The organism is Nocardia sp. NPDC051990 (genome assembly GCF_040680755.1).
GTDB lineage: Bacteria > Actinomycetota > Actinomycetes > Mycobacteriales > Mycobacteriaceae > Nocardia.
In genome coordinates, this window is sequence record NZ_JBFAXH010000004.1 from 388,492 (window position 1) to 412,481 (window position 23,990).

Annotated in this window: 17 protein-coding genes and 1 pseudogene; 9 read left to right on the top strand and 9 right to left on the bottom strand. The window is 65.7% G+C overall.

Features of this window, described 5'->3' with window-relative positions; genetic code table 11:
* Nucleotides 1–83: 83 nt before the first annotated feature.
* Nucleotides 84–1,694, bottom strand: coding sequence for a DUF2207 domain-containing protein (locus AB0L63_RS10980; protein WP_364497795.1), 1,611 nt, complete (start codon nucleotides 1,692–1,694; stop codon nucleotides 84–86).
* A gap of 68 nt (nucleotides 1,695–1,762) precedes the next feature.
* Here AB0L63_RS10980 and AB0L63_RS10985 point away from each other — a divergent pair, with 68 nt between their 5' ends.
* Entirely contained in the window at nucleotides 1,763–2,923 is a 1,161-nt protein-coding gene (locus AB0L63_RS10985) for a neutral zinc metallopeptidase (protein ID WP_364497798.1), read from the top strand.
* Nucleotides 2,924–3,156: 233 nt separating this feature from the next.
* On the opposite strand, the gene AB0L63_RS10990 is transcribed toward AB0L63_RS10985, so the two are convergent.
* Entirely contained in the window at nucleotides 3,157–3,981 is an 825-nt protein-coding gene (locus AB0L63_RS10990; RefSeq protein WP_364497801.1) for a hypothetical protein, read from the bottom strand.
* 465 nt (nucleotides 3,982–4,446) lie between these two features.
* Between AB0L63_RS10990 and AB0L63_RS10995 the strand changes: the two genes are divergently transcribed.
* From AB0L63_RS10995 to AB0L63_RS11010, 4 genes are all read left to right on the top strand, one after another.
* On the top strand, nucleotides 4,447–7,578 hold the full coding sequence (locus AB0L63_RS10995; protein ID WP_364497804.1) for a DNA polymerase III subunit gamma and tau: 3,132 nt from the start codon (nucleotides 4,447–4,449) through the stop codon (nucleotides 7,576–7,578).
* A 255-nt stretch (nucleotides 7,579–7,833) separates the two neighbouring features.
* Complete coding sequence (locus AB0L63_RS11000) at nucleotides 7,834–9,048, top strand: acetyl-CoA C-acetyltransferase (RefSeq protein ID WP_364497807.1); 1,215 nt, start codon at nucleotides 7,834–7,836, stop codon at nucleotides 9,046–9,048.
* A gap of 145 nt (nucleotides 9,049–9,193) precedes the next feature.
* On the top strand, nucleotides 9,194–11,338 hold the full coding sequence (locus AB0L63_RS11005; RefSeq protein ID WP_364497810.1) for a 3-hydroxyacyl-CoA dehydrogenase NAD-binding domain-containing protein: 2,145 nt from the start codon (nucleotides 9,194–9,196) through the stop codon (nucleotides 11,336–11,338).
* Between the two features lie 453 nt (nucleotides 11,339–11,791).
* The gene (locus AB0L63_RS11010) at nucleotides 11,792–15,367 is read left to right on the top strand and encodes a protein kinase (protein ID WP_364497813.1); all 3,576 of its coding nucleotides are present in this window, start codon (nucleotides 11,792–11,794) and stop codon (nucleotides 15,365–15,367) included.
* Between the two features lie 22 nt (nucleotides 15,368–15,389).
* Here the strand turns inward: AB0L63_RS11010 and AB0L63_RS11015 are convergent, their stop codons facing one another.
* Nucleotides 15,390–16,706: a class I SAM-dependent methyltransferase gene (locus tag AB0L63_RS11015; protein WP_364497816.1), complete on the bottom strand. Its 1,317-nt coding sequence runs from the start codon at nucleotides 16,704–16,706 to the stop codon at nucleotides 15,390–15,392.
* A complete protein-coding gene (locus AB0L63_RS11020; protein ID WP_364498232.1) occupies nucleotides 16,703–18,055 on the bottom strand; it encodes an FAD-binding oxidoreductase in 1,353 nt (450 codons plus the stop codon). The genes AB0L63_RS11015 and AB0L63_RS11020 overlap by 4 nt, the downstream gene beginning before the upstream one ends.
* Nucleotides 18,056–18,562: 507 nt before the next feature.
* Between AB0L63_RS11020 and AB0L63_RS11025 the strand changes: the two genes are divergently transcribed.
* The gene (locus tag AB0L63_RS11025) at nucleotides 18,563–18,997 is read left to right on the top strand and encodes an SRPBCC family protein (protein WP_364497819.1); all 435 of its coding nucleotides are present in this window, start codon (nucleotides 18,563–18,565) and stop codon (nucleotides 18,995–18,997) included.
* Between the two features lie 38 nt (nucleotides 18,998–19,035).
* Here the strand turns inward: AB0L63_RS11025 and AB0L63_RS11030 are convergent, their stop codons facing one another.
* Together AB0L63_RS11030 and AB0L63_RS11035 are read right to left on the bottom strand one after the other, a co-directional pair.
* Complete coding sequence (locus AB0L63_RS11030) at nucleotides 19,036–19,386, bottom strand: VOC family protein (RefSeq protein ID WP_364497822.1); 351 nt, start codon at nucleotides 19,384–19,386, stop codon at nucleotides 19,036–19,038.
* Nucleotides 19,387–19,414: 28 nt separating this feature from the next.
* Nucleotides 19,415–20,230: a MerR family transcriptional regulator gene (locus AB0L63_RS11035; RefSeq protein ID WP_364497825.1), complete on the bottom strand. Its 816-nt coding sequence runs from the start codon at nucleotides 20,228–20,230 to the stop codon at nucleotides 19,415–19,417.
* Between the two features lie 112 nt (nucleotides 20,231–20,342).
* On the opposite strand from AB0L63_RS11035, the gene AB0L63_RS11040 reads away from it, so the two are divergent.
* Nucleotides 20,343–20,987 carry a hypothetical protein gene (locus AB0L63_RS11040; RefSeq protein WP_364497828.1) on the top strand — a complete coding sequence of 215 codons (645 nt, stop codon included), beginning with the start codon at nucleotides 20,343–20,345 and terminating at the stop codon, nucleotides 20,985–20,987.
* A gap of 3 nt (nucleotides 20,988–20,990) precedes the next feature.
* Here the strand turns inward: AB0L63_RS11040 and AB0L63_RS11045 are convergent, their stop codons facing one another.
* Genes AB0L63_RS11045 through AB0L63_RS11055 form a run of 3 tightly spaced genes read right to left on the bottom strand, consistent with a single transcriptional unit; the run spans nucleotide 20,991 to nucleotide 22,601 of the window.
* The gene (locus AB0L63_RS11045) at nucleotides 20,991–21,605 is read right to left on the bottom strand and encodes a LysE family translocator (protein ID WP_364497831.1); all 615 of its coding nucleotides are present in this window, start codon (nucleotides 21,603–21,605) and stop codon (nucleotides 20,991–20,993) included.
* Nucleotides 21,606–21,646: 41 nt separating this feature from the next.
* Nucleotides 21,647–22,255 (bottom strand): recombination mediator RecR, encoded by a 609-nt coding sequence (recR, locus tag AB0L63_RS11050; RefSeq protein WP_364497833.1) that lies wholly within the window; start codon nucleotides 22,253–22,255, stop codon nucleotides 21,647–21,649.
* Nucleotides 22,256–22,268: 13 nt separating this feature from the next.
* On the bottom strand, nucleotides 22,269–22,601 hold the full coding sequence (locus AB0L63_RS11055) for a YbaB/EbfC family nucleoid-associated protein (protein WP_364497836.1): 333 nt from the start codon (nucleotides 22,599–22,601) through the stop codon (nucleotides 22,269–22,271).
* Nucleotides 22,602–22,775: 174 nt separating this feature from the next.
* On the opposite strand from AB0L63_RS11055, the gene AB0L63_RS11060 reads away from it, so the two are divergent.
* The gene (locus tag AB0L63_RS11060; protein ID WP_364497839.1) at nucleotides 22,776–23,387 is read left to right on the top strand and encodes a hypothetical protein; all 612 of its coding nucleotides are present in this window, start codon (nucleotides 22,776–22,778) and stop codon (nucleotides 23,385–23,387) included.
* 389 nt (nucleotides 23,388–23,776) lie between these two features.
* Nucleotides 23,777–23,988, top strand: a pseudogene (locus tag AB0L63_RS11065) (hypothetical protein); the annotation flags it as partial.
* Between the last annotated feature and the right edge of the window lie 2 nt (nucleotides 23,989–23,990).

Here is a 23,990-nt window from a genome sequence, read left to right on the forward strand (position 1 = left end):
CGCGAAAGTGCCGAGCGGTTGATACTCCTCACCCGTGCGCTGGGACCTCGACCAGCCAACGAGCGGCCCGGCATCGTGACGCGCTATGTGAAGAGTCCTTCGAGGGCGGTGATGAAGTAGGGGAAGTGGCCAGCGAAGCGTTGCAGGTTGCGGTCGCGTTCGAAGGTGCCGAACCAATACAGGCCGGGTTGGGAGTCGGCGGCGGGGTTCAGGTCGCGGAAGGCGCGGATCCAGTTGTCGGCGCGGCCGACGATCACCATGAACGGCAGCGCTCTGGAGAAGACCAATTCCTGGTCGGCGGGCGGGATCTGGTCGCGGGTGGTGACGTCGAGACCGTGCTGCAAGGCGCGGATCTGGCGGACGAGTTCGCGGCCCTGGGCCGTGCGGACCGGTAGGAAGCGTGGCAGCAGTACGGTCGCGACGCCGGCGAGCAGGATCGCGACACCGACCAGTGCGCTGCCCGAGGTGAGCGCCAGGGCAACGGTCGCGGCGATACCGCCGACGATCAGTGCCCCACCCAACAGGACCGGCAGGCCGATGCGGGCCCGATCCATGAAGGCACCACGCTCGACCGCATCGGCCTGCATCGCGCTGCGCACCGGCTGCGACTGCACGCGGCCCGGCGCGCGCAACTGCCCGACGGTCACCGAATCGGTGCCGTCCGGCAGCAGTGCGCGGTAGACCGCCTTCTCGTAATCGCGCAGTTGGTCATCGGGCGCGTTCACCCGATCGATGCGCCAATCGCTATTGCTGACCGGCGTGATCCAGATGTACCGGCGCACCGCGAGGTCGATCACCGTCGCGGCGATATCGCTCGGATCGACATGCTCATCGAGCAATACGCCCGCCTCGCCGGGCAGAATGCCGTCCGGGGAGGTGAACTGGACCTGCCTACCGTCGCGCACCAGCGGGTCGATCGTCTCCGAACTGGTTGCGGCGGAGGCGTTTTCCTGCCTGGTCTTGAACACGTAGGCCGCCATTGCGGCCAGTGCGAGCAGCAGCACACCAAATGCGACGAGCACCGGAGTCGTGAAAGAGAAGGCACCCGCCGCGCTGTTGTCGCGAATATCGGCATTGGCGGGCACCGTGCCGGGCGGCAGCTGCAGGGTCAGGTCGATATTGTCGCCCTTGCGCAGGTCGGTCTGGCGCCAGTAGAGCACCCCGTCCGCCTCGATCTGCAGATCGGAGCACCGCCGCAGATTACCGGGCGGACCGAGTTTGCAGTCCACCACGCCCATTTCGTAGCTCGGGCTGATCAGGGATGCGTCGATCGATGCGACATCGGCATTGATAGTGCCGAGCCAGCGGAAGACCTGGGTGCCGGGTGCGTCGCTGACCGTGTTGTGGATCGCGTAGGTGAAGGTCGATTCACCCGGCTTGGCATCGATGGTGAACAGATCGTTCGCGACCGTGGCCGTGCCGGTGCCCTTGGTATCGATATCGGTGACTTTGAAGACGCGTTCGACGTCTTCGCCGACCTTGAGGCGCAGTGGCAGTGTCATTTTGAAGCTGCCGTCGGCGGGGACGACCACGTTCTCGGTGACCTCGAGCACGCCCTCGCGGCTCAGTTTCAGATCCGCGACGATATTGACGCCATCGGTTGCGGGCTCGGCGTGGGCAACCGGTGCGGCGGCCAGCATTCCCGCGGCGGCGAGAAGCAGCGCGCTCGCGGCGCCCCCCCGTAAAGTCAGCATGACTGCCTACTCTAGACAAGTTGCTAAGCTGCGTCAGCGGCTGTAGGCGATCATGAGATGAGGGGGACGTGACCCAACCACCATACGGCCACGGGCCGGTTCCGCTTGGTGGACAATCGGTTCCGCCGCGCCCCGGCCTTGGTTCGCCATATGGGCAGGCCGGATATCGTCCAGCGCCGGGGCAGCCCGGATATGGCCAGCAGCCGGGTTATCCGCCCGGTTACGGCCAGCAGTCCGGTCATGCTCCGCCGCCCGGTTACGGCCAACAGCCTGGTTATCCGGCGCCCGGATACCGACAGCGTGTGCCGATGCCGCCGCCGACTCCCTACGGTCCTTCTGGACACCGGCGGCCGCGGAAACGCAAAAGCGGCGGCGGATGGATCGCGCTGCTGTTGATCGTCGTCTTCGTGGTCGCGGGTGGCCTGGTACGTGGCGCGATTTGGCACGGCAGGGGCAGCAATACCGCGTCGGGCCCCGGCCCGAGCATGACGTACACCGCGGATTCGAATGGTGGCGTATCGGAGACCGGAACGAATCCACTGCTGACCGATCCGAACACCACCTTGATCCCGGCGAAATGCTCTTACTCGCCGTGGAGCACGCGGGTGGACACCGCGCGCAAGTTCTTCGAGACCGCCGCGAGCTGCCTGGAGGCGGCGTGGAAACCCGTACTGGCGGAGAAGAATCTGCCGTTCCAATCGCCGACACTGAATGTCAGCGCGAGCACGGACGGCATAACCACCCCGTGCACCGGTTCCACCAGTAATTTCGCCGCGTTCTACTGTCCGGCGAACAAAACGATCTACATGCCACTCAGCCAACTGCAGACCGATCTGTTCAAGGACAACTGGATCGTCTACCTGTCGGTCTTCGCGCACGAGTACGGCCACCACGTCCAGGCCATGTCCGGAATCCTGCGCAAGGCCAATAGCGATCGCGTCGAAGCGGGCGTGCGCAGTGAAAAGGGGCTGGAGCTATCGCGTCGAATCGAGTTGCAGGCCAACTGTTTCGACGGCATGTACGTCGGCTCCTCGGCCAATGGCGGCTCATTGACCACGGCGCAGATCACCGTTGCCCGCCGCGACGCACACGGCCGCGGTGACCAGCGCGGCGATATGCGCGATCACGGGACCGCGGACAACGGCGGCACCTGGTTCGAGATCGGCGTGGACGAAGGCCGTGCGGCACAGTGCAATACGTTCACCGCATCCGCCAGCTCAGTGTCGTGAGTAGATGACGCGGCCGCCTCACGGCCGTGGTTCGCCGCTCGCGGGACCAGCCGGCATCGGGGTATCAACCCGCGCCCCCTAACTTCGATCAGTGATCGTCACCCTGCGGCTGCCCGCAATGCCCGTGCCGAAGCGCCGCGGCGCATGTCCGTGCACCCCTTCGGCATACGCGGTCTCCGCCACCGAATGGTCACAGCGCCCTGAGCGCTGCTGAGCGTAACGGCCAAGACAGTTCAGCGCCGCGCCTTCTTGGCCAAGGTGCGCAGGCCGCGTCGTCCGGGCACCGGCAGGTCGTCCTGCTCGGCCATCCATTCGGCGGTGGTGAGCCACCGGCGCTGGATGCGGGCGTCGGCGGTGTCGTGGAACAGCCGGCGGCCGCGGTCGTCGCGCAGGTCGTGGGCGAGCGTGGACCAGCGCGGCGGGCGGTCGTGTTCGGCCTGATAGTCGCGCAGGTACATCGCGACGATCGTGCCGATCGTATTGACCGGTCGCAGCGAGACCCGGTTGCCGTACTTGGCCGAGTAGAAACGCCTTGCGGCACAAAGGGACCCGGGATTGGCATTAGAGGCTATCCAGCCGGCGCGCTGGGCGCGTTCGATCAGCCAGAGGTGTTTCACCGCGGTCGGGGCGATATCGCCGACCCGCTCCCGGATCAGTGTCATCACCGGTTTGGACTGCAGCACGTCGCGTCGGGTAGGGCCGGTGCCGTGTGCGATCCAGTGGTCCTCGGCCAGTCGGGCCAGTATGCGGCCGAAATCATCGATGCTGCGCTGGGCCCGGCGACCGAGGCGTTCGATGCGTTCGGCTTCCCGGCGCATCTCGTTCTGCGCCGTGAGGGTGCGGATGGCCGCCATGGTCGGCACCTGGCCGCGCTCCAGTAGCTCGAGGATGGCAGCGGAGGTGGACGGATCGGCGGCCGCGGCCACCGGTAGCGAATCGCGCTTGATCGCGAAGTCCTGGGGGCTGATCGCTCGGCTGAGCAGGTCGACGGCGGCATGGTCGTCGGCGAAATCTGTGCTCGAAAGCCAGGCGGCGGCGATGTGGTCACACGACGGCACGGTGGAAATATCCTCCGGTGAAAGTGGTGTGAGTCGGCGGAAAGCCCGTAAATTGTGGAACTCAGGTTGTGCCCCGGTCGGGATGAGGGACCGGCCGGGGCCACCAACCTGATGAAGGTTTGGCTACCGAAGTTGCCGATAACCACGGTAGCCAGGCGATTGCGTCGATGTCATGCTGGTTGATCGATTCGTTATCTCCGCAAATAGATCTCGAACCGGGGCGTGAGTTCAGCTAATCGCCGCCAATCGCACTGGACGGGCGCCAAAATTCAGTCTTCGTCCGTTCTAGATCTTCGATTACTCCAACTTTGCCGCCTTCGGCGCTGATCAGTGGGGGCTAACAAAGATTTGAGCATCATGTGATCTACATCACATCTCCGGCGCGAAATGTCCGGCAGCACGCCGCGCCCGGCCTGTTGGTCGAGGGGTATGTGCTTTGTCGGTGGGCGCCGGTAACCTCTGGCCGTGGCTCTGTACCGGAAGTACCGACCGGCAACGTTCGCTGAAGTGGTGGGTCAGGAGCACGTCACCGACCCGCTGAGTATCGCGCTCGACACCGGTCGCATCAGTCATGCCTATCTGTTCTCCGGTCCCCGGGGCTGTGGCAAGACTTCCTCGGCGCGCATCCTCGCGCGCTCGTTGAACTGTGTGCAGGGTCCGACCTCGACACCGTGCGGCGTCTGCCCGTCCTGTGTGGCGCTCGGTCCGGGTGGGCCGGGCAATCTCGATGTGATCGAACTGGACGCCGCGAGTCACGGCGGTGTCGATGACACCCGCGAACTGCGCGATCGAGCCTTCTACGCGCCCGCGGAGTCGCGGTATCGGGTGTTCATCGTCGACGAGGCGCATATGGTGACCACGGCCGGGTTCAATGCGCTGCTCAAGATCGTCGAGGAGCCGCCGGCCCACCTGATCTTCATCTTCGCCACCACCGAGCCGGACAAGGTGCTGCCCACCATCCGCTCCCGCACCCACCACTACCCGTTCCGGCTGCTGCCGCCCGCGACCATGCGCGGACTGCTCGGCAAGATCTGCGAGCAGGAGCAGGTGCCGGTCGAGGAGGCGGTGTACCCGTTGGTGATTCGCGCGGGCGGCGGATCGCCGCGCGACAGCCTCAGTGTGCTCGACCAACTGCTCGCGGGCGCCGGTCCCGAGGGCATCACCTACGCGCGGGCGGTTTCGCTGCTCGGCGTCACCGATGTCGCGCTGATCGACGATGCGATCGACGCGCTCGCCGCCAGCGATGGTGCCGCCCTCTTCGGCACCATCGACCGCGTCATGGAGGCAGGCCACGATCCGCGCCGCTTCGCCGTTGACCTGCTGGAGCGCTTGCGCGATCTGATCTTGCTGCAAGCCGTCCCCGACGCCGCCGACCGCGGCCTGGTCTCCGGCCCCGGCGATGTCCTGGAGCGCCTGCGCGAACAGGCCGAACGCACCGGCCCGGCTACCCTGGCCCGGCACGCCGAACTCCTGCACGAGGGCCTCGGCGACATGCGCGGCGCCACCGCCCCGCGCCTCCTGCTCGAAATCGTCTGCGCCCGGATGCTCCTCCCATCGGTGTCCGACGCCGAATCCGCAACCCTGCAACGTCTGGAGCGCCTCGAACGCGGCATAGCCACCGGAGCGATCACCGCAACCGCCCCGGCCCAGCCCACCGACCCGGCGCCCGCCCCGGCCCAGCCAGCGGCCACTCAGTCGGCCCCGTCCCGCGCCTCCAACGAACCGCCACGCCGCCGAGGCGCGGAACTCCTCGCCGCTGCCCGCCGCGAAAAAGATGCCACTCGCGCGGGCGCGAGCCAAGCGAGTGGCCCGGCGCAGGCTGGTGGCCTTGGGCCGAGCCTGCCTGCGGAGCGTGCGGCGGCTGCGCAGCAGTCGACTGTCGAGCGTGGTACTGAGGCGGCGGGACCGGTGGGTGGGCAGGACGTTGCCGATCGCGAGAACGCGACTGTCGGGCACGGCACCGATAGCCAAAACTTGGCTGGAGGGCAGGATTCGGCGGTCGGACAGAGCGCTGCGTCAGCACAGAACTCGGCAGCGGAGGCTGTGGCCGAGCGCCAACAGTCTGCTGCAGGGCAGAGCACGGCCGTGGGGCAAGGCGGTGCGGAGACGGGATTCGCTTTCGTGCCGGGCGATTCGCCCGCGGAGCGCGGTGACGCACAGACGGGTGCGGCTCCGCACCGTACGGCCGTCGACCGGGGTTCGAGCACCGGACAGGCCGGCGCGACAGCGTCAGCCGGAGTTGATACCGAGGCCGGGACGGGCGGTGCAGCTGACGATGCGGTGTCCGAGGGACAAGCACGATTCGCTGCTTCGCCGGTCGATGCCGGCCGGGGTGCGGCTGCCGCCTCGTCCTCGGCCGTCGAGTCTGCGGACCGAGCCGCCGAGCCCGGTCGGGCTGGGGTCGAGTTTGCTGGTGGCGCGGGTTCGCTGGCTGCTGGTGGATTGCTGGAACCCGAAGGGATGCAGGCGGTCTCCGATACAACTGCATCGCCGGAGCGCGACTCCGCCGGTGCGGCGGCGTCGAATTCGCAAGCTGCGCCGTCGATTTCGGCCCAGCAGTCCGAGCGAGGTGCGCAGAGACGGGTGGCGTCCGGGGCAGGCTCATCGGCGCGGGCGAGCGAGCCGATGAGTGCCGCAGCGCAGGAAGATGCTGCCGTGCGTGGTGTCGCGGATCGCGCCGGAGCTGGTGCGGCCGCGCAAGTGGATGAGTCGACGACCGAGGCGGGCTTGGGTGCTGCTGGCGTGGGGCCTGCTGCCGTGCGGCAGGGTGGTGCGACAGAGCCGGGCGTCTCGCAAGGTGCGGCGGCGGCGCAAGGTGTCGTGCAGCAGGGTGGTTCGCAAGGTGCGGCGGGCGAGCTGAGCGGTGCGGACGCCGGACAGCGGCAGGGCGGGGATGCGGATCTGTTGCGGGCGGTCGAGGGGGCCTGGGGGGAGATTCGGGCGAAGGTTCGAGAGTTCGGGCCAACCGTGCAGGCGTTGTTGTCGGGAGCGTCGGTGTCGCGGATCGAGGGGGAGGTGATCGTATTCGCGCATCAGCATGCGCCATTGGCGCAGCGGCTGTCGGATCCACGGAATGTGGAGGCGGTGCGGTCTGCGGTGCGCGCTGTGCTCGGCAGCGATCATCCGGTGCGTTGGGAGGCGGGTGGTGCCGCGCCTCGGTCCGCGGCTGCCGCGCCGAAGTCGAACCGGGGGCGTGGTCAGGCCGGGCAGCAGGCCGCTAATGCGCCGGGACGTGACTCAGGCAATCCGGGACGTGGTTCGGATGCGCCACCGCGGTTCTCGCGGCCGAGCCAGGCCAGGGCGGCGGCCGCCGATCCGGCGGGTGCTGGTCAGCGGTCCGCGCCGAGTGGTGACGCCCGGTCGTTCCGCGGCGACGACGATATTCCGCCGCCCGATTACCCGGATCTACCGGATGATCCGGGACCGATGGATTACGCGCCGATAGATGGCGTCCCGCCGCCCTCCACACCGGAGGAGGAGCAGGAAATGCTGGCCGAATCGCAGACCCCGGTGGCGCCCGGGGATCGGCGCGATCCGGATGAGGTCGCCGTGGAGTTGCTCAAAAGTGAGCTGGGTGCCACACGGCTGGACAGTTGACAACCATCGTTCACAGGACGTTAAGTTAACCGGAGTTCGCGCTCGACGGTAGTATGAACGGGTGGCCGCGAGCTGCGGTGTGGCGACGTTCTATGGTATGCGCAGGCATGTGTGTCCATAGAGGCTCGTCATAACTGCTGCTTGTCGACTTTTGTACAGCGTCAGGACGGTCGATCTCCGGGTCGACCGGCGAGGTCACTCGCATGGACGGACGAATGTTCGGCCGCCGCACCCTTAAGGAAGGAAAACTCCGATATGACCACAGAGGCCTACATTTACGAGGCCATCCGCACCCCGCGCGGACGCGGCAAGAAGAACGGTTCGCTGCACTCGGTCAAGCCGATCGACCTGACTGTTGGTCTGATCCAGGAGCTGCGCGGCCGTTTCCCGAACCTCGACGAGGACCGGATCTCCGACCTGATCCTGGGCGTCGTCGCACCGGTGGGTGACCAGGGCGCCGATATCGCCCGCACCGCCGTGACCGTGTCCGGCCTGCCCGACACCGTCGGCGGCTTCCAGCTCAACCGCTTCTGCGCCTCCGGCCTCGAGGCCGTCAACCTCGCCGCACAGAAGGTTCGCTCCGGCTTCGACGATCTGGTCATCGCCGGCGGTGTGGAGTCCATGTCCCGTGTGCCGATGGGCTCCGACGGTGGCGCCTGGGCTCTGGACCCGGCCACCAACTACGACACCTACTTTGTCCCGCAGGGTATTTCGGCCGACCTGATCGCCACCATCGAGGGCTTCAGCCGCGATGACGTCGACGCCTACGCGGTGCGCTCGCAGGAACTCGCCGACAAGGCGTGGACCGGCGGCTACTTCGCCAAGTCCGTCGTCCCGGTCAAGGACCAGAACGGCATCATCGTGCTCGACCACGACGAGCACCGCCGTCCCGGCACCACCGCGGAGGACCTCGCCAAGCTGAACCCGTCCTTCGCCGCGGTCGGTGAGATGGGCGGCTTCGACGCGGTCGCGCTGCAGAAGTACTACTTCGTCGAGAAGATCAACCACATCCACCACGGTGGTAACAGCTCGGGCATCGTCGACGGCGCCGCGCTGGTGCTGGTCGGTTCGGAAGAGGCGGGCAAGGCCTCGGGCCTGACCCCGCGTGCGCGCATTGTCGCGACCGCTACCAGCGGCGCCGACTCCACCATCATGCTGACCGGTCCGACTCCGGCCGCCAAGAAGGCGCTGGCCACGGCGGGCCTGACCCTCGACGACATCGACCTGGTCGAGATCAACGAGGCCTTCGCCTCTGTGGTGCTGAAGTTCCAGAAGGATCTGCAGATCCCGGACGAGAAGCTGAACGTCAACGGCGGCGCCATCGCGATGGGTCACCCGCTCGGCGCCACCGGCGCCATGATCACCGGCACCATGGTCGACGAGCTGGAGCGCCGCAACGGCCGCTACGCGCTGATCACTCTCTGCATCGGTGGCGGCATGGGCGTCGCCACGATCATCGAGCGCGTCTGAAAACCCAACCGACAGCGGAGAATTCGCGCGGCATGAGCGTCAGGCCCGAAGGAACCCAGAGGGGCCGTCAAGGCGGTACCCCGCAAGGAATACGCGCGCACGCAGGGCCAGCGAATGCCGCCATTGAACAAGGAGACACAGAGCTGTGAGCGAAACCAACATGATCGGTTGGGAGCAGGATTCGGACGGCATCGTCGTTTTGACGATGGACGACCCGAACCAGGGCGCCAACACGATGAACGAGCTGTACAAGACGTCGATGGCGGCCACCGTCGACCGGCTGGAGGCCGAGAAGGACAACATCACCGGCGTGGTGCTCACCTCGGCGAAGAAGACCTTCTTCGCCGGCGGCGATCTGAAGAACATGATGAAGGTCGGCCCGGAAGACGGCCAGGCCCTCATGGACGAGCTCGGCACCATCAAGTCGGCGCTGCGCCGGCTGGAGACCCTGGGCAAGCCGGTCGTCTCGGCGATCAACGGCGCCGCCCTCGGCGGTGGCCTGGAGATCACCCTCGCGACCCACTACCGCATTGCCGCGGATGTGCCGGGCGTGCAGCTCGGCCTGCCCGAGGTGACCCTGGGTCTGCTGCCCGCCGGTGGCGGTGTCATCCGCACCGTGCGCATGTTCGGCCTGCAGGGCGCGCTGATGCAGTTCCTGCTGCAGGGCAACAAGTACCGTCCAGCCAAGGCCAAGGAGCTCGGCCTGATCAACGAGGTCGTCGGCTCGGTCGCGGAGCTGGTGCCCGCTGCCAAGGCGTGGATCAAGGCCAACCCCGAGGGTGGCGTACAGCCCTGGGACAAGAAGGGCTTCAAGATTCCGGGCGGCACTCCGTCCAGCCCGGCCTTCGCCGCGAACCTCCCTGCCTTCCCTGCCAACCTGCGCAAGCAGCTCAAGGGCACCAACATGCCCGCACCGCGCGCCATCATGGCGGCCGCGGTCGAGGGTTCGCAGGTCGATATCGACAATGCGTCGCTGATCGAATCGCGCTACTTCGTCTCGCTGCTGACCGGCCCGGTCGCGAAGAACATGATCCAGGCGTTCTTCTTCGACCTGCAGTCGATCAACAACGGCGGTTCGCGGCCCAAGGATGTCCCGAAGAAGGAGATCCGCAAGGTCGGTGTGCTCGGAGCGGGCATGATGGGTGCCGGCATCGCCTACGTCTCGGCCAAGGCGGGCTACGAGGTCGTGCTCAAGGACGTGACCATCGAGGCGGCCGAGCGCGGCAAGAACTACTCCGAGAAGATCGAGGCCAAGGCCCTCTCTCGTGGTAGGACTACCGAGGAGAAGTCCAAGGCGCTACTGGACCGGATCAAGCCGACCGCGGATGTGGCCGACTTCGCCGGTGTCGACTTCGTTATCGAGGCGGTCTTCGAGAACACCGAGCTCAAGCACAAGGTGTTCCAGGAGATCGAGGACACCGTCACCCCGGACGCGCTGCTGGGCTCGAATACCTCCACCCTGCCGATCACCGGTCTGGCGACCGGTGTGAAACGCCAGGAGGACTTCATCGGCATCCACTTCTTCTCGCCGGTCGACAAGATGCCGCTGGTGGAGATCATCAAGGGTGAGAAGACCTCCGATGAGGCGCTGGCTCGGGTATTCGACTACACCCTCGCGATCAAGAAGACCCCGATTGTCGTCAATGACAGCCGCGGCTTCTTCACCTCGCGTGTGATCGGCACCTTCGTCAACGAGTCGATCGCCATGCTCAAGGAGGGCATCGAGCCCGCCGCTATCGAGCAGGCCGGTCTGCAGGCGGGCTACCCCGCCGCGCCGCTGCAGCTGTCGGACGAGCTGAACCTGACGCTGATGCAGAAGATCGCCAAGGAGACCCTGGAGGCCGCCGAGAAGGGTGGCAACCCGGTGAAGCGGCACCCGGCGCAGGAGGTCATCAACTACCTGGTCGAGCAGGGTCGCCCGGGTCGTCTGGGCAAGGCCGGTTTCTACGAGTACGACGAGGACGGCAAGCGTCTCGGCCTGTGGCAGGGGCTGCGCGAGCACTTCCAGACCACCGCCGGTTTCGGTGTGCCGCTGCAGGATCTGATCGATCGCATGCTGTTCATCGAGGCGATCGAGACGCAGAAGTGCTTCGACGAGGGTGTGCTGACCACCACCGCCGACGCCAATATCGGCTCGATCTTCGGCATCGGCTTCCCGGCCTGGACCGGTGGTGTGCACCAGTTCATCGTCGGCTACCCGGGTGGCCAGGCGGCCTTCGTGGAGCGTGCGGACTACCTCGCCAAGACCTACGGCGAGCGTTTCGAGGTTCCGGCCTCGCTGCGCAAGTAGCCTCGCGGTAATTCGCAACACCAAAGCCCGCCACCGCTTTTCGCGGTGGCGGGCTTTCGCCGTTTCCGCCGTCGTCATCAGTCGTGGCGACACCTATCAGGGTGATCCGAAGCAGCCAGCGGATCTGTCGAGAACGCAGACCTACACCATCGTCCGCCAGGACGGTCGCTGGTTGATCGCCGCCTTCCAGAACACCCAGCGCCAGAACGTCATGGAGCGGATCTCATTTCTCTGGGATCCGGCGACGCGGCCCCGGCCGAACGCTGAGCGGTCTGCGCCACGCTGCGCGGTTGCGCGAAGCCGTTTCGAAAGCCACCCACTCGGGTTGATACCGCGCTACGTTGGAGTATGCACAGGCATTTCGGGCATCGCGAGAGCGTTTCGCGATGTCCGATGTCGGTGTGCTTCTTGATTGCCGGTGACGCCGATTCGATGTGAATTCGAGGTGGTCACATGACTCCACAGATGCGTTCGGGCAAGGTGAACACCGGGTCGACTCCGGCCGGATCGGACACACAGCGACAAATGCCCATCGAGATCGTCGACGAGTTGGAGGCGATGGGCTTGTCGGATGCCGTCGAGGTCGGCCGGGGTGGGTTCGGGGTGGTCTATCGCTGTATCCAGTACACGCTGAACCGGGTGGTCGCGGTCAAGGTGCTCTCTTCGGAGATCGATGCCGAGAGCCGGGAGCGATTCCTGCGCGAGGAGCAGGCGATGGGTCGGCTGTCCGGCCATCCGAATATCGTCGACATCCTGCAGGTCGATGTCACCCCGACCGGTCAGCCGTTCATTGTGATGCCCTACTGCAACCGGGGTTCGCTCGAGCAGCTCATTCAGGAACAGGGGCCGCTCACCTGGACGGATTCCCTCCGTGCCGGGGTCAAGTTGGCCGGTGCGATCGAGAGCGCGCATCGGGCCGGGATCCTGCACCGGGACGTCAAACCGGCGAATGTCCTGCTCAGCGCATACGGCGAACCGCAACTGACGGATTTCGGAATTGCCCGGATCCCGGGAGGCTTCCGCACCTCCAGCAGTTTGATCACCGGCTCACCCGCCTTCACCGCGCCCGAGGTACTCAAGGGCGACGAGCCGACCGTCCGCTCCGATGTGTACGGACTCGGCTCGACGCTGTTCGCCCTGCTGACCGGCCATGCCGCCTTCGAACGACAATCGGGGGAGAAGGTGGTCGCGCAATTCCTGCGGATCACCACCCAGCCGGTGCCGGATCTGCACGGCCACGACCTTCCCGACGATGTCGCCGACGCCATCCAGTATGCGATGGATACCGATCCGAATAAGCGGCCCACCTCGGCATTCGAGTTCGGCGAGCTGCTGCGCACGGTGCAGTACGACCACGATCAGATGCCCGATGAGATGGCGCTGTTGGATACCTCGGTGGTGGCGCCGGACGAGGCGGAGCAGCAGAACGCGACCGAGGCGACGGTGTCGCGACCGGCGGTGACCGCGCGCCGCAGTTGGCCGTTGACATTGCGCCCCGCGGTCTCACAACATCCGGACAACTCGACCGTGGTCGTGCCGCCGACGGCCGCGACGAAATTCCGCCCGCCGACTCCGGCCCGGGAGCCGGTTCCGCGCCCGCGCCTGCTGGACACGCTGCGTGCTGGTGGCCGCCGCCGGCTCGCGGTTATCCACGCGCCGGCTGGTTTCGGTAAGAGCACGGTGGCCGCACAGTGGCGCAACGAGCTGACCGATGCCGGGGTCCCGGTGGCCTGGCTCGGCATCGACCAGGACGACAATAACGAGATCTGGTTCCTGGCCCATCTCATCCAGGCGATTCGCCGGGTCCGCCCGGATATCGGCGAGGGTTTGGATCAGGTGCTCGAGGAACGGCCCGCCGATGCGGCCGCCTATGTCATCTCCACGCTGATCGATGAGATCCACGCCGGCGCGACCACCGTCGTAGTCATCGTGGATGACTGGCACCGGGTCAGCGATGCGGGCGCACGGCGGGCGATGGATGCGTTGTTGGACAACGGATGTCACCATTTGCGCTACGTGGTGACCAGTCGGGAGCAGTCGGGCCTGCCGACCAGCCGGATGCGGGTACACGACGAACTGGTCGAGATCGGCTCCTCGGCACTGCGCCTGACCACCGCGGAGACCAAGGAAATCCTGGTGCAGCGCAACGGCTTCGCACTCACCGATAACCAAATCGAGGAGATCCACACCGCCACCGACGGCTGGCCCGCCGCGGTCCAACTGGTGAGTTTGTCATTGCGTGGCAATGCCGATCCAGAGAGTTTGATCGCCAATCTGGCCGAGGGCAGTCACGGCATCCGCGAGTATCTCGCCGAAAACGTATTGGACACCCTCGAACCCAAGATGCTCGACTTCCTGACCTCGATCTCGATCACCGAGCGGGTCTGCGGTTCGCTGGCCTCGGCGCTGTCGGACGAGCCGGACGGTGAATCGATGTTGGAGCAGGCCGAGCTGCGCGAGTTGTTCGTCCAGCGCATTGCCCACGATCCGGAGTGGTTCCGGGTGCAGCCGCTGTTCGCCGAACATCTGCGGGCGCGCTTGGACCGGTCCGCCCCGGCCGAGTTGAAGGCATTGCACCGCAAGGCATCTCACTGGTATGCCGAACATCAACTGCTGCGCAAGGCAGTCGATCACGCGCTCGCGGCGACGGATCTGAAGATGGCGCTGGATCTAATCGAGAGTGGCGGCATGGACCTCATCGATAAGTCTCGCCTCGCGACGCTGCTCGGCACGGTATCGAAACTGCCGGTGCAGCAGGTTGCTTCGCGATCCAAACTGCTGATGGCCGTGGCCAGGGCGAATGTGAATCTGCAGGAGTCGAGTGCGGCGCGCCAGGCCCTTGGCCGATTGTCCAATGTGCTGGCGCACGGGTCGTCCACCGACGCCGATCTGGACCGGCAGCGCTGCCAGGCCGCGGTGCTCGCGGCCTCGGATGAGATCGCGCATGACCACACCGAGGGTGTGCTCGACCGGGTGGCCGAATGCCTGGAAAGGCCCGATGAACTACCCGCCTGGACCGTATCGACCGCCGCGAATCTGACCTCCTTCGTGCGCTTGTGCGAATTCGATTTCGATGGCGCGCGCGAAATCCAGGAATGGGCGGCGCCGTATCATGCCCGATCCAAGGATCCGCTCGGCGAGGTGTTCGGACTGTGCGGAAAGGGCGCCGCGGCGTATGAACAGCTCGATATCCCCGCTGCCACAAGCTGTTTCCAGCAGGCGTGGGAGACCGCGCGGGAGAAGTCGGGACCGCGCTCGCATGCGGTGCGGGTGGCCGCGGCGCTGCTCGGCGAAATGAATTACCGCCGAGGCGATCTGGATACTGCCGATCGGCTGCTCGACGACAGTCACGAGTTGGTCACTCGGATTGGACCGGTGGACTTCCTCATCTCCACCTTCGTGATCGGTGCCAGGGTCAAGGCCGCGCTCGGCGATCTGTATACCGCGACCGTCCGGCTCGACGAAGGTGATCGAATCGCCGCCGACAACAGGCTGGTTCGGCTCGCCGCGCATATCCGCGCCGAGCGGCTGCGCCTGGGAGTGCTGACCGATACCGCGGCCCGGCGGGTCGCCGCCGCCGCGACCGGATACGAATCGGATATCTCCGGAACCATCCACCAGGCCCATCGGATGACCGGCGCGGCGGCATTGGCCGCCGAGGCAGAGGAGATCGCCGCGATCCGCGCACTGTTGTCCGAAGGTCAATTGCGCGCCGATGATCGCGCTGTGCGCCGGGCCCGCGCGCTACACGGTCGCATGGCCGAACAGCATCGTCCGCGCGCGGAATTGGATACCGTACTGCTGCTCGCCGAATGTCTGGCCGCCTCCGGCTGGGTCGGCGAAGCCACCGGACTGCTGCTGCCCGCGGCCGCCACCTGCGCCGAATATGGTTGGACCATGCCACTTTTGGATGCGGGCCCCGCTGTGCTCAGCATCCTGCGCGTGCTGCGCACCGAAATGCGCACCACGCCGGGACAACCCGGCGAAACGACACTGCCCGCCCTATTCCTGGATGAACTCCTGGGCTAGGACGGGCCGCATCAGTTGCTGACTACGGCTGCCACCACGGGCGCAGCGGCAAATCCGATTCGCCGTTCGGGCCCAGCTTGACGCCGAGCACCTGGTGCAGCTGAACCACATTGCGCTGGAAGCCGAGTCGGCAACCGGCCATATACAGGCCCCACACCTTCGCGGTGCCCTCGCCGACCTCCTCGACGCAGGCATCCCAGTTGGCGACCAGATTCTTGCACCATTCGTGCAGGGTGAGCGCGTAATGTTCGCGCAGGTTCTCCTCGTGGATCACCTCGAGGCCGATATTCTGGATCTCGGCGATGATCCGGCCGGAGCCGATCAGTTCGCCGTCCGGGAAGACGTAGCGGTCGATGAAGTCCCCGGCCTTGGTGGTCCGGGTGTTGTCCGGTCTGGTGATGCAGTGATTCAGGAACAGGCCGCCCGCGCGCAGTTTGCCCTTGATGTAGTCGAAGTAGAACGGGTAGTTGTGTACCCCGATGTGCTCGGTCAGTCCGATCGAGGAGACGGCGTCGAAGTCGACCTCCGGGATATCGCGGTAATCGGAATGCCGCACCTCGGCAAGATCGGACAGCCCCTGTTCGGCGATCTTCTGCTGTGCCCACTCGGCCTGCTCCGCGGATAGGGTGGCGCCGATGACCTTGACGCCGCGCTTGGCCGCGTAGCGCACCATGCCGCCCCAACCGCAGCCGATATCGAGCAGCCGGTCGCCCTCTTTCAGCCGCAGCTTGTCGAAGACCAAGCGGTACTTGTTCTCCTGCGCCTGCTCCAGGGTCCAGTTCTCATCCCCGTAGGCCGCGCAGGTGTAGGTCATCGAGGGACCGAGGACGTATTCGTAGAAGGTGTTGGAGACGTCGTAGTGGTGGTGGATGGCCTCGGCATCGCGAGTCTTGGAGTGCCGCAGGCCCTCCAGCGCGATCCGGCGCCAGCGGGGCAGCGTCTCCTGCGGCGGCGGTGCGATCGGCTTGAGCCGCTCCCACCCGAGCGAGCGGGCAATGGTGACCAGTGTGAGCGCCGACGGACGATGGAACTTCAGCCCGTCCATCGCCTCGAGAATGTTGTACGGGTCGCCGGGGTGCACGCCGGTGGCGGTCATATCGCCGGAGATGTAGGCGCGGGCCATGCCCAGATCACCTGGCGCGGTGGCCAGGTAGTTGATACCGCGCGGAGTCTTGATCTCCAGGCTGTATTCCGAATCCTCCGGCCCGGTCGCGCTGCCGTCGTAGGCGGTCAGCCGGATCGGAACCTCGCCGTCGATCAGCGTCTCGAAGATCTCGGCAATGCTGAGTTTTGTCCCGAGGTCCGCGAAGACATCGGAACGGTCTTTGAATGTAGTCATTTGCGTTGCACCGCCTTCGAATACAAATCCAGCAGTCGCTGGTCCGGGTCGTAGCGCTTCTTCAAATCGGCGTAGGTCTGGCCGCCGTACAGGGCTGCGAATTCATCCTCGCCGTAATACGAATCCGAGTACAGGGATTTGTGCCCGTCGAACTCGGTGACGGTCTGCTCGATCGCGCGGTTGGCCTTACCCTCCTGCTGACCTGCGACGGTCGGCACCGCGGACCAGAATCCGACATTGACGTAGGTACGGTTCGGCTGCAGCGGATACAGCGGCCACCGCCGTCCTGCGTTCGCTGCGTCGTTTTCGCGCAGTCGCAGCGGGCACAGCCAGATCGGTTCGATCGGAATTTCGCGCAGGAACCAGCCGACGAAATCCGCGGTCCGCTCGACCGGAACTTCGATGTCCTGCACCACTCGCTCGCGCGGCGGATTGCCCTTGCGGGCCTCCAGTTTGTCACCGATATCGTATTTGTGATCGAGTGCGATGAGTTTCCAGTAGAAGCTGCTGCGCCGGTAGCGTTTCGGCCAGAGGCGGCGGATCTTCGGGTTCTGGGTGCCGAAGGCGCGCGAGCACCAGAACCAGTCGGTGTCCCAGCGCCAGAGATAGTCGTGGATGGTCAGCCGGTCGCGTTTGGGTCGGTCGGAGTCGTGCTGGATGGACCGGTAGTAGATATCCATGCCGGTGTAGTCGCTGACCGGTCCGGGTTCGTCGGTCTGGCGACCCAGCGTCAGATAGCTTTCATCGGCGGTGAAGACCACGCCGTCGAGATAGTCGACGCGTTCGCCTTCGTAGGTCCGGTCCGTGACGATCCGGGCGAGGGTGGACTCCAATTCGCGCAGATCATGGAAGCGGATGTGCCGCAGCGCCATATAGGGCTGGACGGTCTCCAGTTCGATCTTCAGGCGGACCGAGTAGCCGAGGGTGCCATAGGAGTTCGGGAAGCCACGGAACAGATCCGCGTGTTCGCCATCCGGTGTAGCGGTGACGATCTCGCCCGCCCCGGTCAGCACGTCCATCTCCAGCACCGACTCGTGCGGCAGGCCGCTGCGGAACGAGCTGGATTCGATGCCGAGGCCGGTGACCGCGCCGCCGAGGGTGATCGTCTTGAGCTGCGGCACCACCAGTGGGGCCAGGCCGTAGGGCAATGTCGCGGCTACCAGATCCTCGTAGGTGGTCATTCCGGCGACGTCGGCGGTCTTGGCCTCGGCATCCACCGCGATGACCTTGGCGAGTCCGGAAACATCCAGGCCGGGGGCAGTGTTTTTGGCCCTGGCCCGGAACAGATTCGAGGTCTTCTTCGTCAACCGCACGTTGGCGTTCGGGGGTATCGCGCGGTAACTGGCCATCAGCCGCTCCACACCCACTCGATGCGCGGCGAACCCTGATTCGTGTGCGGCCGATGCGTGACCGGCCTTCCCCAACAGACTCACTGCCACTCCTCGACGCTAGTACGCACCGGTAACACAAGCCACTGCAAGGTCACCGACGAGGGATTAATGTCACGCATCTGTTGCATCGGGAATACTCTGGACTCGCCGTGTCAGTGCGGCGGTAATCCGGGCGGTTTCGAACACCCGCTTCGCATGGTGTATTGCATGGCTCCCCTCCGGCGCAATCTGATCGGGAAGCCTAACAGGACATCTGATGATTGGTCGGGTGTTCGGGGCGCTTGGTCCCGGGTGGCCGTATGTTGCCGCGGTTAGCAGGCTGGCCGCTGGTGGCGGGTTGTTGTCGGTCGGCGCGCGGACCGACCTGGGCGTCACCGGGAGGCAGGGACAGGGCAGGATAGGGGGTAACCGTAGCGATTGCTTGCAGTCGCTCGAAAAGGTCAGCAGCCGGACAAGGAGCTCATCGTGGGACAGGTCAGCGCCAGCAGTTCGATCGCCGTCGCGGCGGATCCGCAGCGCACACTCGAGGCCATCGCGGATTACGAGAAGGTGCGGCCGCGCATCCTCTCGGCGCACTACCGCGATTACCGGGTGGTCGAGGGCGGCCAGGGCGCTGGCACCGTCGCCGAATGGACGCTGCAGGCCACCGAGAAGCGTTCCCGCAACGTGCACGCGGTCGTGTCGGTATCGGACTCCATAGTGACCGAACGTGATTCGAATTCGACGCTGGTGAACACCTGGACGGTGTCACCGGAGGGTACCGGTTCGCAGGTCACGCTGCGCACGTCGTGGAAGGGTGCGGGTGGTGTCGCGGGGATCTTCGAGGGGATCTTCGCGCCATTGGGGCTGAAGAAGATTCAGGCCGAGGTGCTCGCGAACCTGCAGCGCGAACTCTCCTGAGATAGCCGAAAAGGCCCGACATAGGTCGGGCCTTTTCTTTATCCAGCCGCGATATCGAAGAGGTTGCCCTCTGGATCGGCCAGTGTCGCCCATTGCGTGCCGGATTCGTCGAAATCGCCGATGTGCTTGGCACCCAAGCCGATCGCGCGATCGATCTGCTCGCGCCAGTCCGCAGCCTCCAGGTCCAGGTGGATCACATTCTTGCCAGACGTCTTATCCGGCACCTGGACGAACATCAACCTCGGTCCCACGCCTTCGGCCAACCCGACCGTGGCGAACTCCGGGCTCGCGTTCTCGTCCAGCGGGCGGTTCAACAGCTCGGACCAGAAACCGGCCAGTGTCGCGGCGTCGGCGCAGTCGAAGGTGATGTGCCCGATCGTGAGTGTCATTGCGGTTCTCTCTCTCTCTCTCTCTCTTTCAGAGCCGGCCGATTGGCCAGCAGACTTCGGTGCGGTAGGCGTCGGGGTCGTCGATTTCGCCCGGCCCGAGGACATATAGCTCACGGACCGGTTCGGCGAGCGCGGTGTCGTGTTCGGCGACGTGGCTGCCGAGAGCGCCGTAGGTGCGGTCGAAATCGTCGAACGGCCCGGAGTGCACGGCGATCGCGAAGCGGCGCGCGGGCAGTTCGATGATCGAGAGTTCGCTCGGCGGCGCGATCCGCGCATCGGCCGGGATCGGGATGAACGCGGCGACCTCGCCGGCGTCGTTTTCGAAGAATTCCATCGAGTAGGTGGCACCGTCGACACCGGCGGGCGCGATATTCGTCGCGGCCAGCGTGTCGTGCAGCAGCGAATATGCGGCCGCGCACCAGTCGTCGATGGCCTCCCTGCGCACCGTATCGACGTACGCGAGCGCCGGGAAGGCCGCGATCGACCGGTATTCGACGGTGATCGGTGCGGCCGGGGTGAGCAGTGAGCGCAGCGAGGCAACCACCGACTGCGTGCGCCGCAACTCCGCTTCCATGCGTTCCAGGTGTGCGCGCAATGCGGTATCCCGGGATTCGGTATCCGCGGCCGCCAGCACCGCCTTGATCTCCGGGAGCGGCATATCCAGCCCGCGCAGCCGACGGATCAGATGCGCCTGCCCGACCTGATCGACCGAATATCGCCGATATCCGGACCCCGCGTCGATCGTGACCGGTTCGAGCAGTTCGACCTCGTGGTAATACCGCAGCGTCTTCACGCTGAGATAGGTCAACCTGGCGAACTCGCCGATCGAGACTGTCGCTGTCATACCTGACAGCGAACACCTTCCCCCTACTGGAGAGTCAACCTGGCGGATGTGTTCGCACCGCCAGCCCATGGTGGTCACCTGTCCAGTTTCGCCTCCCCCGTACGCTGTGCTGGTGAGCTACGACCACGTCTTGTTGCCGTCCGGTGCCGCGACGACGATCGCGCAAGTCGATGCGTATCTGGCCACCCAGCAGGGCAGGCCCGAGACGGAAATGGTTGCGGCGATGGCGGCGGAGCTGAACAAACGCAATGCCGAACTACCCGAGCACGACGGATTCCTGAGCACGGTTCCGGTCGGCGGCGCGGCGACCGGTGCGGTGCTGCACGTCCCATGCCCGTACGACGCGATCGGATTCGTCCGGCAGTTGCTGTTCGACATCGCGACCCCGCTGCACTACGCCGTCTACGATCCGCAGCTGGCCTGGCTGATCGATCCGTCCGGACATGTGCCCGCGCTGGTCACCCACGGTGGTGCCGGTGAATTCCCCTATCTGACGAAAGCCCTTGCCGACCAGTGGGTCTCCGAGCTGGCGCCGCCGAATCCCTATCTGATCGTCGAGCGGGACGAACAGGTCTACATCCAGACCTACCGTGACAAGTCCGGCACATTCACGCTCGAGTATCGAGATGGCGCCCCGGACCAGCACTTCGGCCTCACCGTTACCGACTCGCAGACCGTCGCGGATCTGATCTGGGACTGGGCGATCGACGACCGCACCCGGCTGCAGGCCCTGCCCTGGAGTCGAATCACCGTCTGACGCTTACTGATTCTGTACCGCGAGTCGACCCGCCAGGGCAATGAAGGAGGCCCCGAATGCCCGGCGCATCCAGGTGACCACGGCGGGCCGGGAAATCACCTGGTTGCGCACGGCGGCCGCGCAAGCACCGTAGATCGCGAAGACCACGAATGTGGCGAGCATAAAGAGTCCGCTCAGTTCGAGCATGCGCGCCAACGCATTCGGCGCACTCGTCGGTACGAATTGGGGCAGGAAGGCGAAAAAGAAGATCGTCAGCTTCGGGTTGAGGATATTGAGCAGGACCGCCGAGGTGATCACCTGCCGGGCCGATGGTGTCCCGGCCTCCGCCTCGGGCACGGCCAGTGCCCCCTTGTCCCGGAACGTATTCCACGCCATGTACAGCAGGTAGGCGACACCGAGATACTTCAATGTCTGAAAGGCGACAGCGCTCGCGTTGAGCAGTGCGGCCAGTCCGGTGATGGCCGCGATCATGTGCGGAATGATGCCGAGCGTGCAGCCGAAGGCCGCGATCACGCTGGCCCTGATCCCCCGGGAGAGTCCGGCCGCCAGCGTGAACAGCACGCCGGTTCCGGGTGTCGCGACGATGACGAGCGTGGTCAGCAAGAACTCGATGCTCATCCCTGACACAGTAACCGTGCCCGCCGAACGCGAGCGGCGATCTACAGTGCGCGCCGACCCGATAGCGCGCGGCCGAGGGTGAGCTCGTCGGCGAATTCGAGATCGCCGCCCATCGGCAGACCGGATGCCAAACGCGTCACCGATAATCCGGGAAAATCACGCAGCATCCGCACCAGGTAGGTGGCCGTCGCCTCGCCCTCGGTATTCGGGTCGGTCGCGATGATCACCTCGCTGACATCGACGCCGTCCTCCTGATTGCCGATGCGTGCCAGCAGCTCTCGAATGCGCAGCTGATCCGGTCCGACGCCGCTGAGCGGATCGAGCGCGCCGCCGAGCACGTGATAGCGTCCGCGGAATTCGCGGGTGCGCTCGATGGCCTGCACATCCTTCGGCTCCTCGACCACACAGATCATGGTGCGGTCGCGGCGCGGATCCGAACAGATGCGGCACATTTCGTTATCCGACACCGTGCCGCAGACAATGCAGAACTGCACGCCGTCGCGCACCTTCTGCAAAGCGGCCTGCAGTCGGTCGATTTCGGGCGGCTCGACCTGGAGCAGATGAAATGCGATGCGCTGCGCGCTTTTCGGACCGACGCCGGGCAGCTTTCCCAACTCGTCGATCAGATCCTGGACCGGGCCCTCGTACAAAGACGTCCCCGGATCAGAAGTCGGGCAGACCTGGCAGCGAGCCGCCGCCGGCCAGCGGGCCGAGCCGCTCGGCAGCTAGCTGCTGTGCGTTGGACATGGCGTTGTTGACCGCGCCGATCACCAGATCCTGCAGCCCCTCGACATCATCGGGGTCGACGATCTTCGGATCGATGCTCAGCGTGACGATCTCACCGGTCGCCTTGACGGTGACCTTGACCAGGCCGCCACCGGCCTGCCCCTCCACTTCGGTCGCCGCGATCTCGGCCTGAGCCTGCATCACCGCCTGTTGCATCTGCTGCGCCTGGGCGAGTAACTGCTGCATATCGAACTGACCACCGGGCTGCACGGCTTGTCCTCTCTGCGGAAAGTGTCGTTGTTCAGCCTAGTGGGCGCGGCAACAGCCGTCTCCGCAGCCCCGAGCCGCCGGATAACAGTTCGATCTGTGACCAGATGTTGCGAGTCCACCGTCCGACGCTCGATACTGGGTCCGAGGGCATGGTGGTGAGTTCTGGAGACAGCAATGCACGCAAACCAAGTTCTATTGATGGCCACCGCGGTGCTCACGCTGGGATTTCCCAGTCTGTTCCTCGGGGCCGCCGCTCCCGCCGCCGCCGACTCCGGCATCCTCGATTCCGAGGTCGACGATTCCGAGGTTATCGACGCGACGGTGGACTATGGCGACGGATGCGTCCTCTATCCCGACAATGCGACCGCGACCATCGAATCGCTGCGTTCGCGCTGCTCGGCCGAACAGCAGGACGCGATCTTCCGCGATGCTTCGCGCGGCGAGGTGCCGATGGGAGTCACGAACGGCTGGGTGACCAGGCCACCCATCATGGAGGCGGTGGCCCCGGCCTTGTGGATCGGTAAGACCTTTTACACCGATCCGGACGGCGGTTTTCTGGTGAACCGGATCACCAGCGAGGGCCTCGAGGCATGGAAGGCCGATGTCTACACCGCACCCGCGATCATGGACGGCCGGCCGACCTGGGTGTTGGACTACGCCCCATCACCGACCCCGCCGGTCTACGACGAGATCCGCGAGGTCACGCCCAATGTCTGGTTCGGCTACTCCTGGTGGCGGGGCCACTTCCAGACCACCTTGCTGCTTACCTTCGCGCTGACCTACTAGGGCCGCCGTGCCGGGCGGTGCGCGTGGCATCCGGTGCCGCGCATGCGCAACCTCCGGCCATATCGGTGCAATCGACGACGAAGTCGTGCCGTGGGTGGTCGAAATCGATGCAGTCCGCTTCGGTGCATTTGGCCGTGCGGCCGAGGTGGACGATGAGCGTGCCGTGGCAGTGGTCGACGGTGGATTCGCAGGACGGACAGTTCAGCGCACGCATATGACCTCCAGACGAGATCGGTTCGTGAATCGGTCATATCACCGGACTCGGACAGGTGGTGGGAGATCGGTTGCGTGTCGTGCGACCGCATCGTCGAATATTCGATTCGGCTGGAGTCCGGTGTGCAATCGCCGGACCGCACCCTGCGCAGGGAGTCCGTCGGTGTGCAGCCGATGGCCGAGCACTCGGGGAGCCGCCGGTCGATGCGGTGGCCGCGCAATCGCGCCGCAACCGACGGTTCGAGGCGGCCGGGGCACACCCACGACAAGGGCCGATCCGGGGGCGCTACGTGCGAAGATGGCAGCACAGTCCATCGACATCGGCGCGCCGGGCATCCTCGATCTGCGCCGGGCGCGCACGGTGCGGGGACTGGTCAGCGATTGGTAAGT

What these genes read in the sequence shown, in the direction of transcription:
- AB0L63_RS11060 (WP_364497839.1), top strand. Translation starts at nt 22,776, where the DNA reads ATGCACGCAAACCAAGTTCTATTGATGGCCACCGCGGTGCTCACGCTG.
- AB0L63_RS11000 (WP_364497807.1), top strand. Translation starts at nt 7,834, where the DNA reads ATGACCACAGAGGCCTACATTTACGAGGCCATCCGCACCCCGCGCGGA.
- AB0L63_RS11030 (WP_364497822.1), bottom strand. Translation starts at nt 19,386, where the DNA reads ATGACACTCACGATCGGGCACATCACCTTCGACTGCGCCGACGCCGCG.
- AB0L63_RS11015 (WP_364497816.1), bottom strand. Translation starts at nt 16,706, where the DNA reads ATGACTACATTCAAAGACCGTTCCGATGTCTTCGCGGACCTCGGGACA.
- AB0L63_RS11045 (WP_364497831.1), bottom strand. Translation starts at nt 21,605, where the DNA reads ATGAGCATCGAGTTCTTGCTGACCACGCTCGTCATCGTCGCGACACCC.
- AB0L63_RS11010 (WP_364497813.1), top strand. Translation starts at nt 11,792, where the DNA reads ATGACTCCACAGATGCGTTCGGGCAAGGTGAACACCGGGTCGACTCCG.
- AB0L63_RS10980 (WP_364497795.1), bottom strand. Translation starts at nt 1,694, where the DNA reads ATGCTGACTTTACGGGGGGGCGCCGCGAGCGCGCTGCTTCTCGCCGCC.
- AB0L63_RS11020 (WP_364498232.1), bottom strand. Translation starts at nt 18,055, where the DNA reads ATGGCCAGTTACCGCGCGATACCCCCGAACGCCAACGTGCGGTTGACG.
- AB0L63_RS11035 (WP_364497825.1), bottom strand. Translation starts at nt 20,230, where the DNA reads ATGACAGCGACAGTCTCGATCGGCGAGTTCGCCAGGTTGACCTATCTC.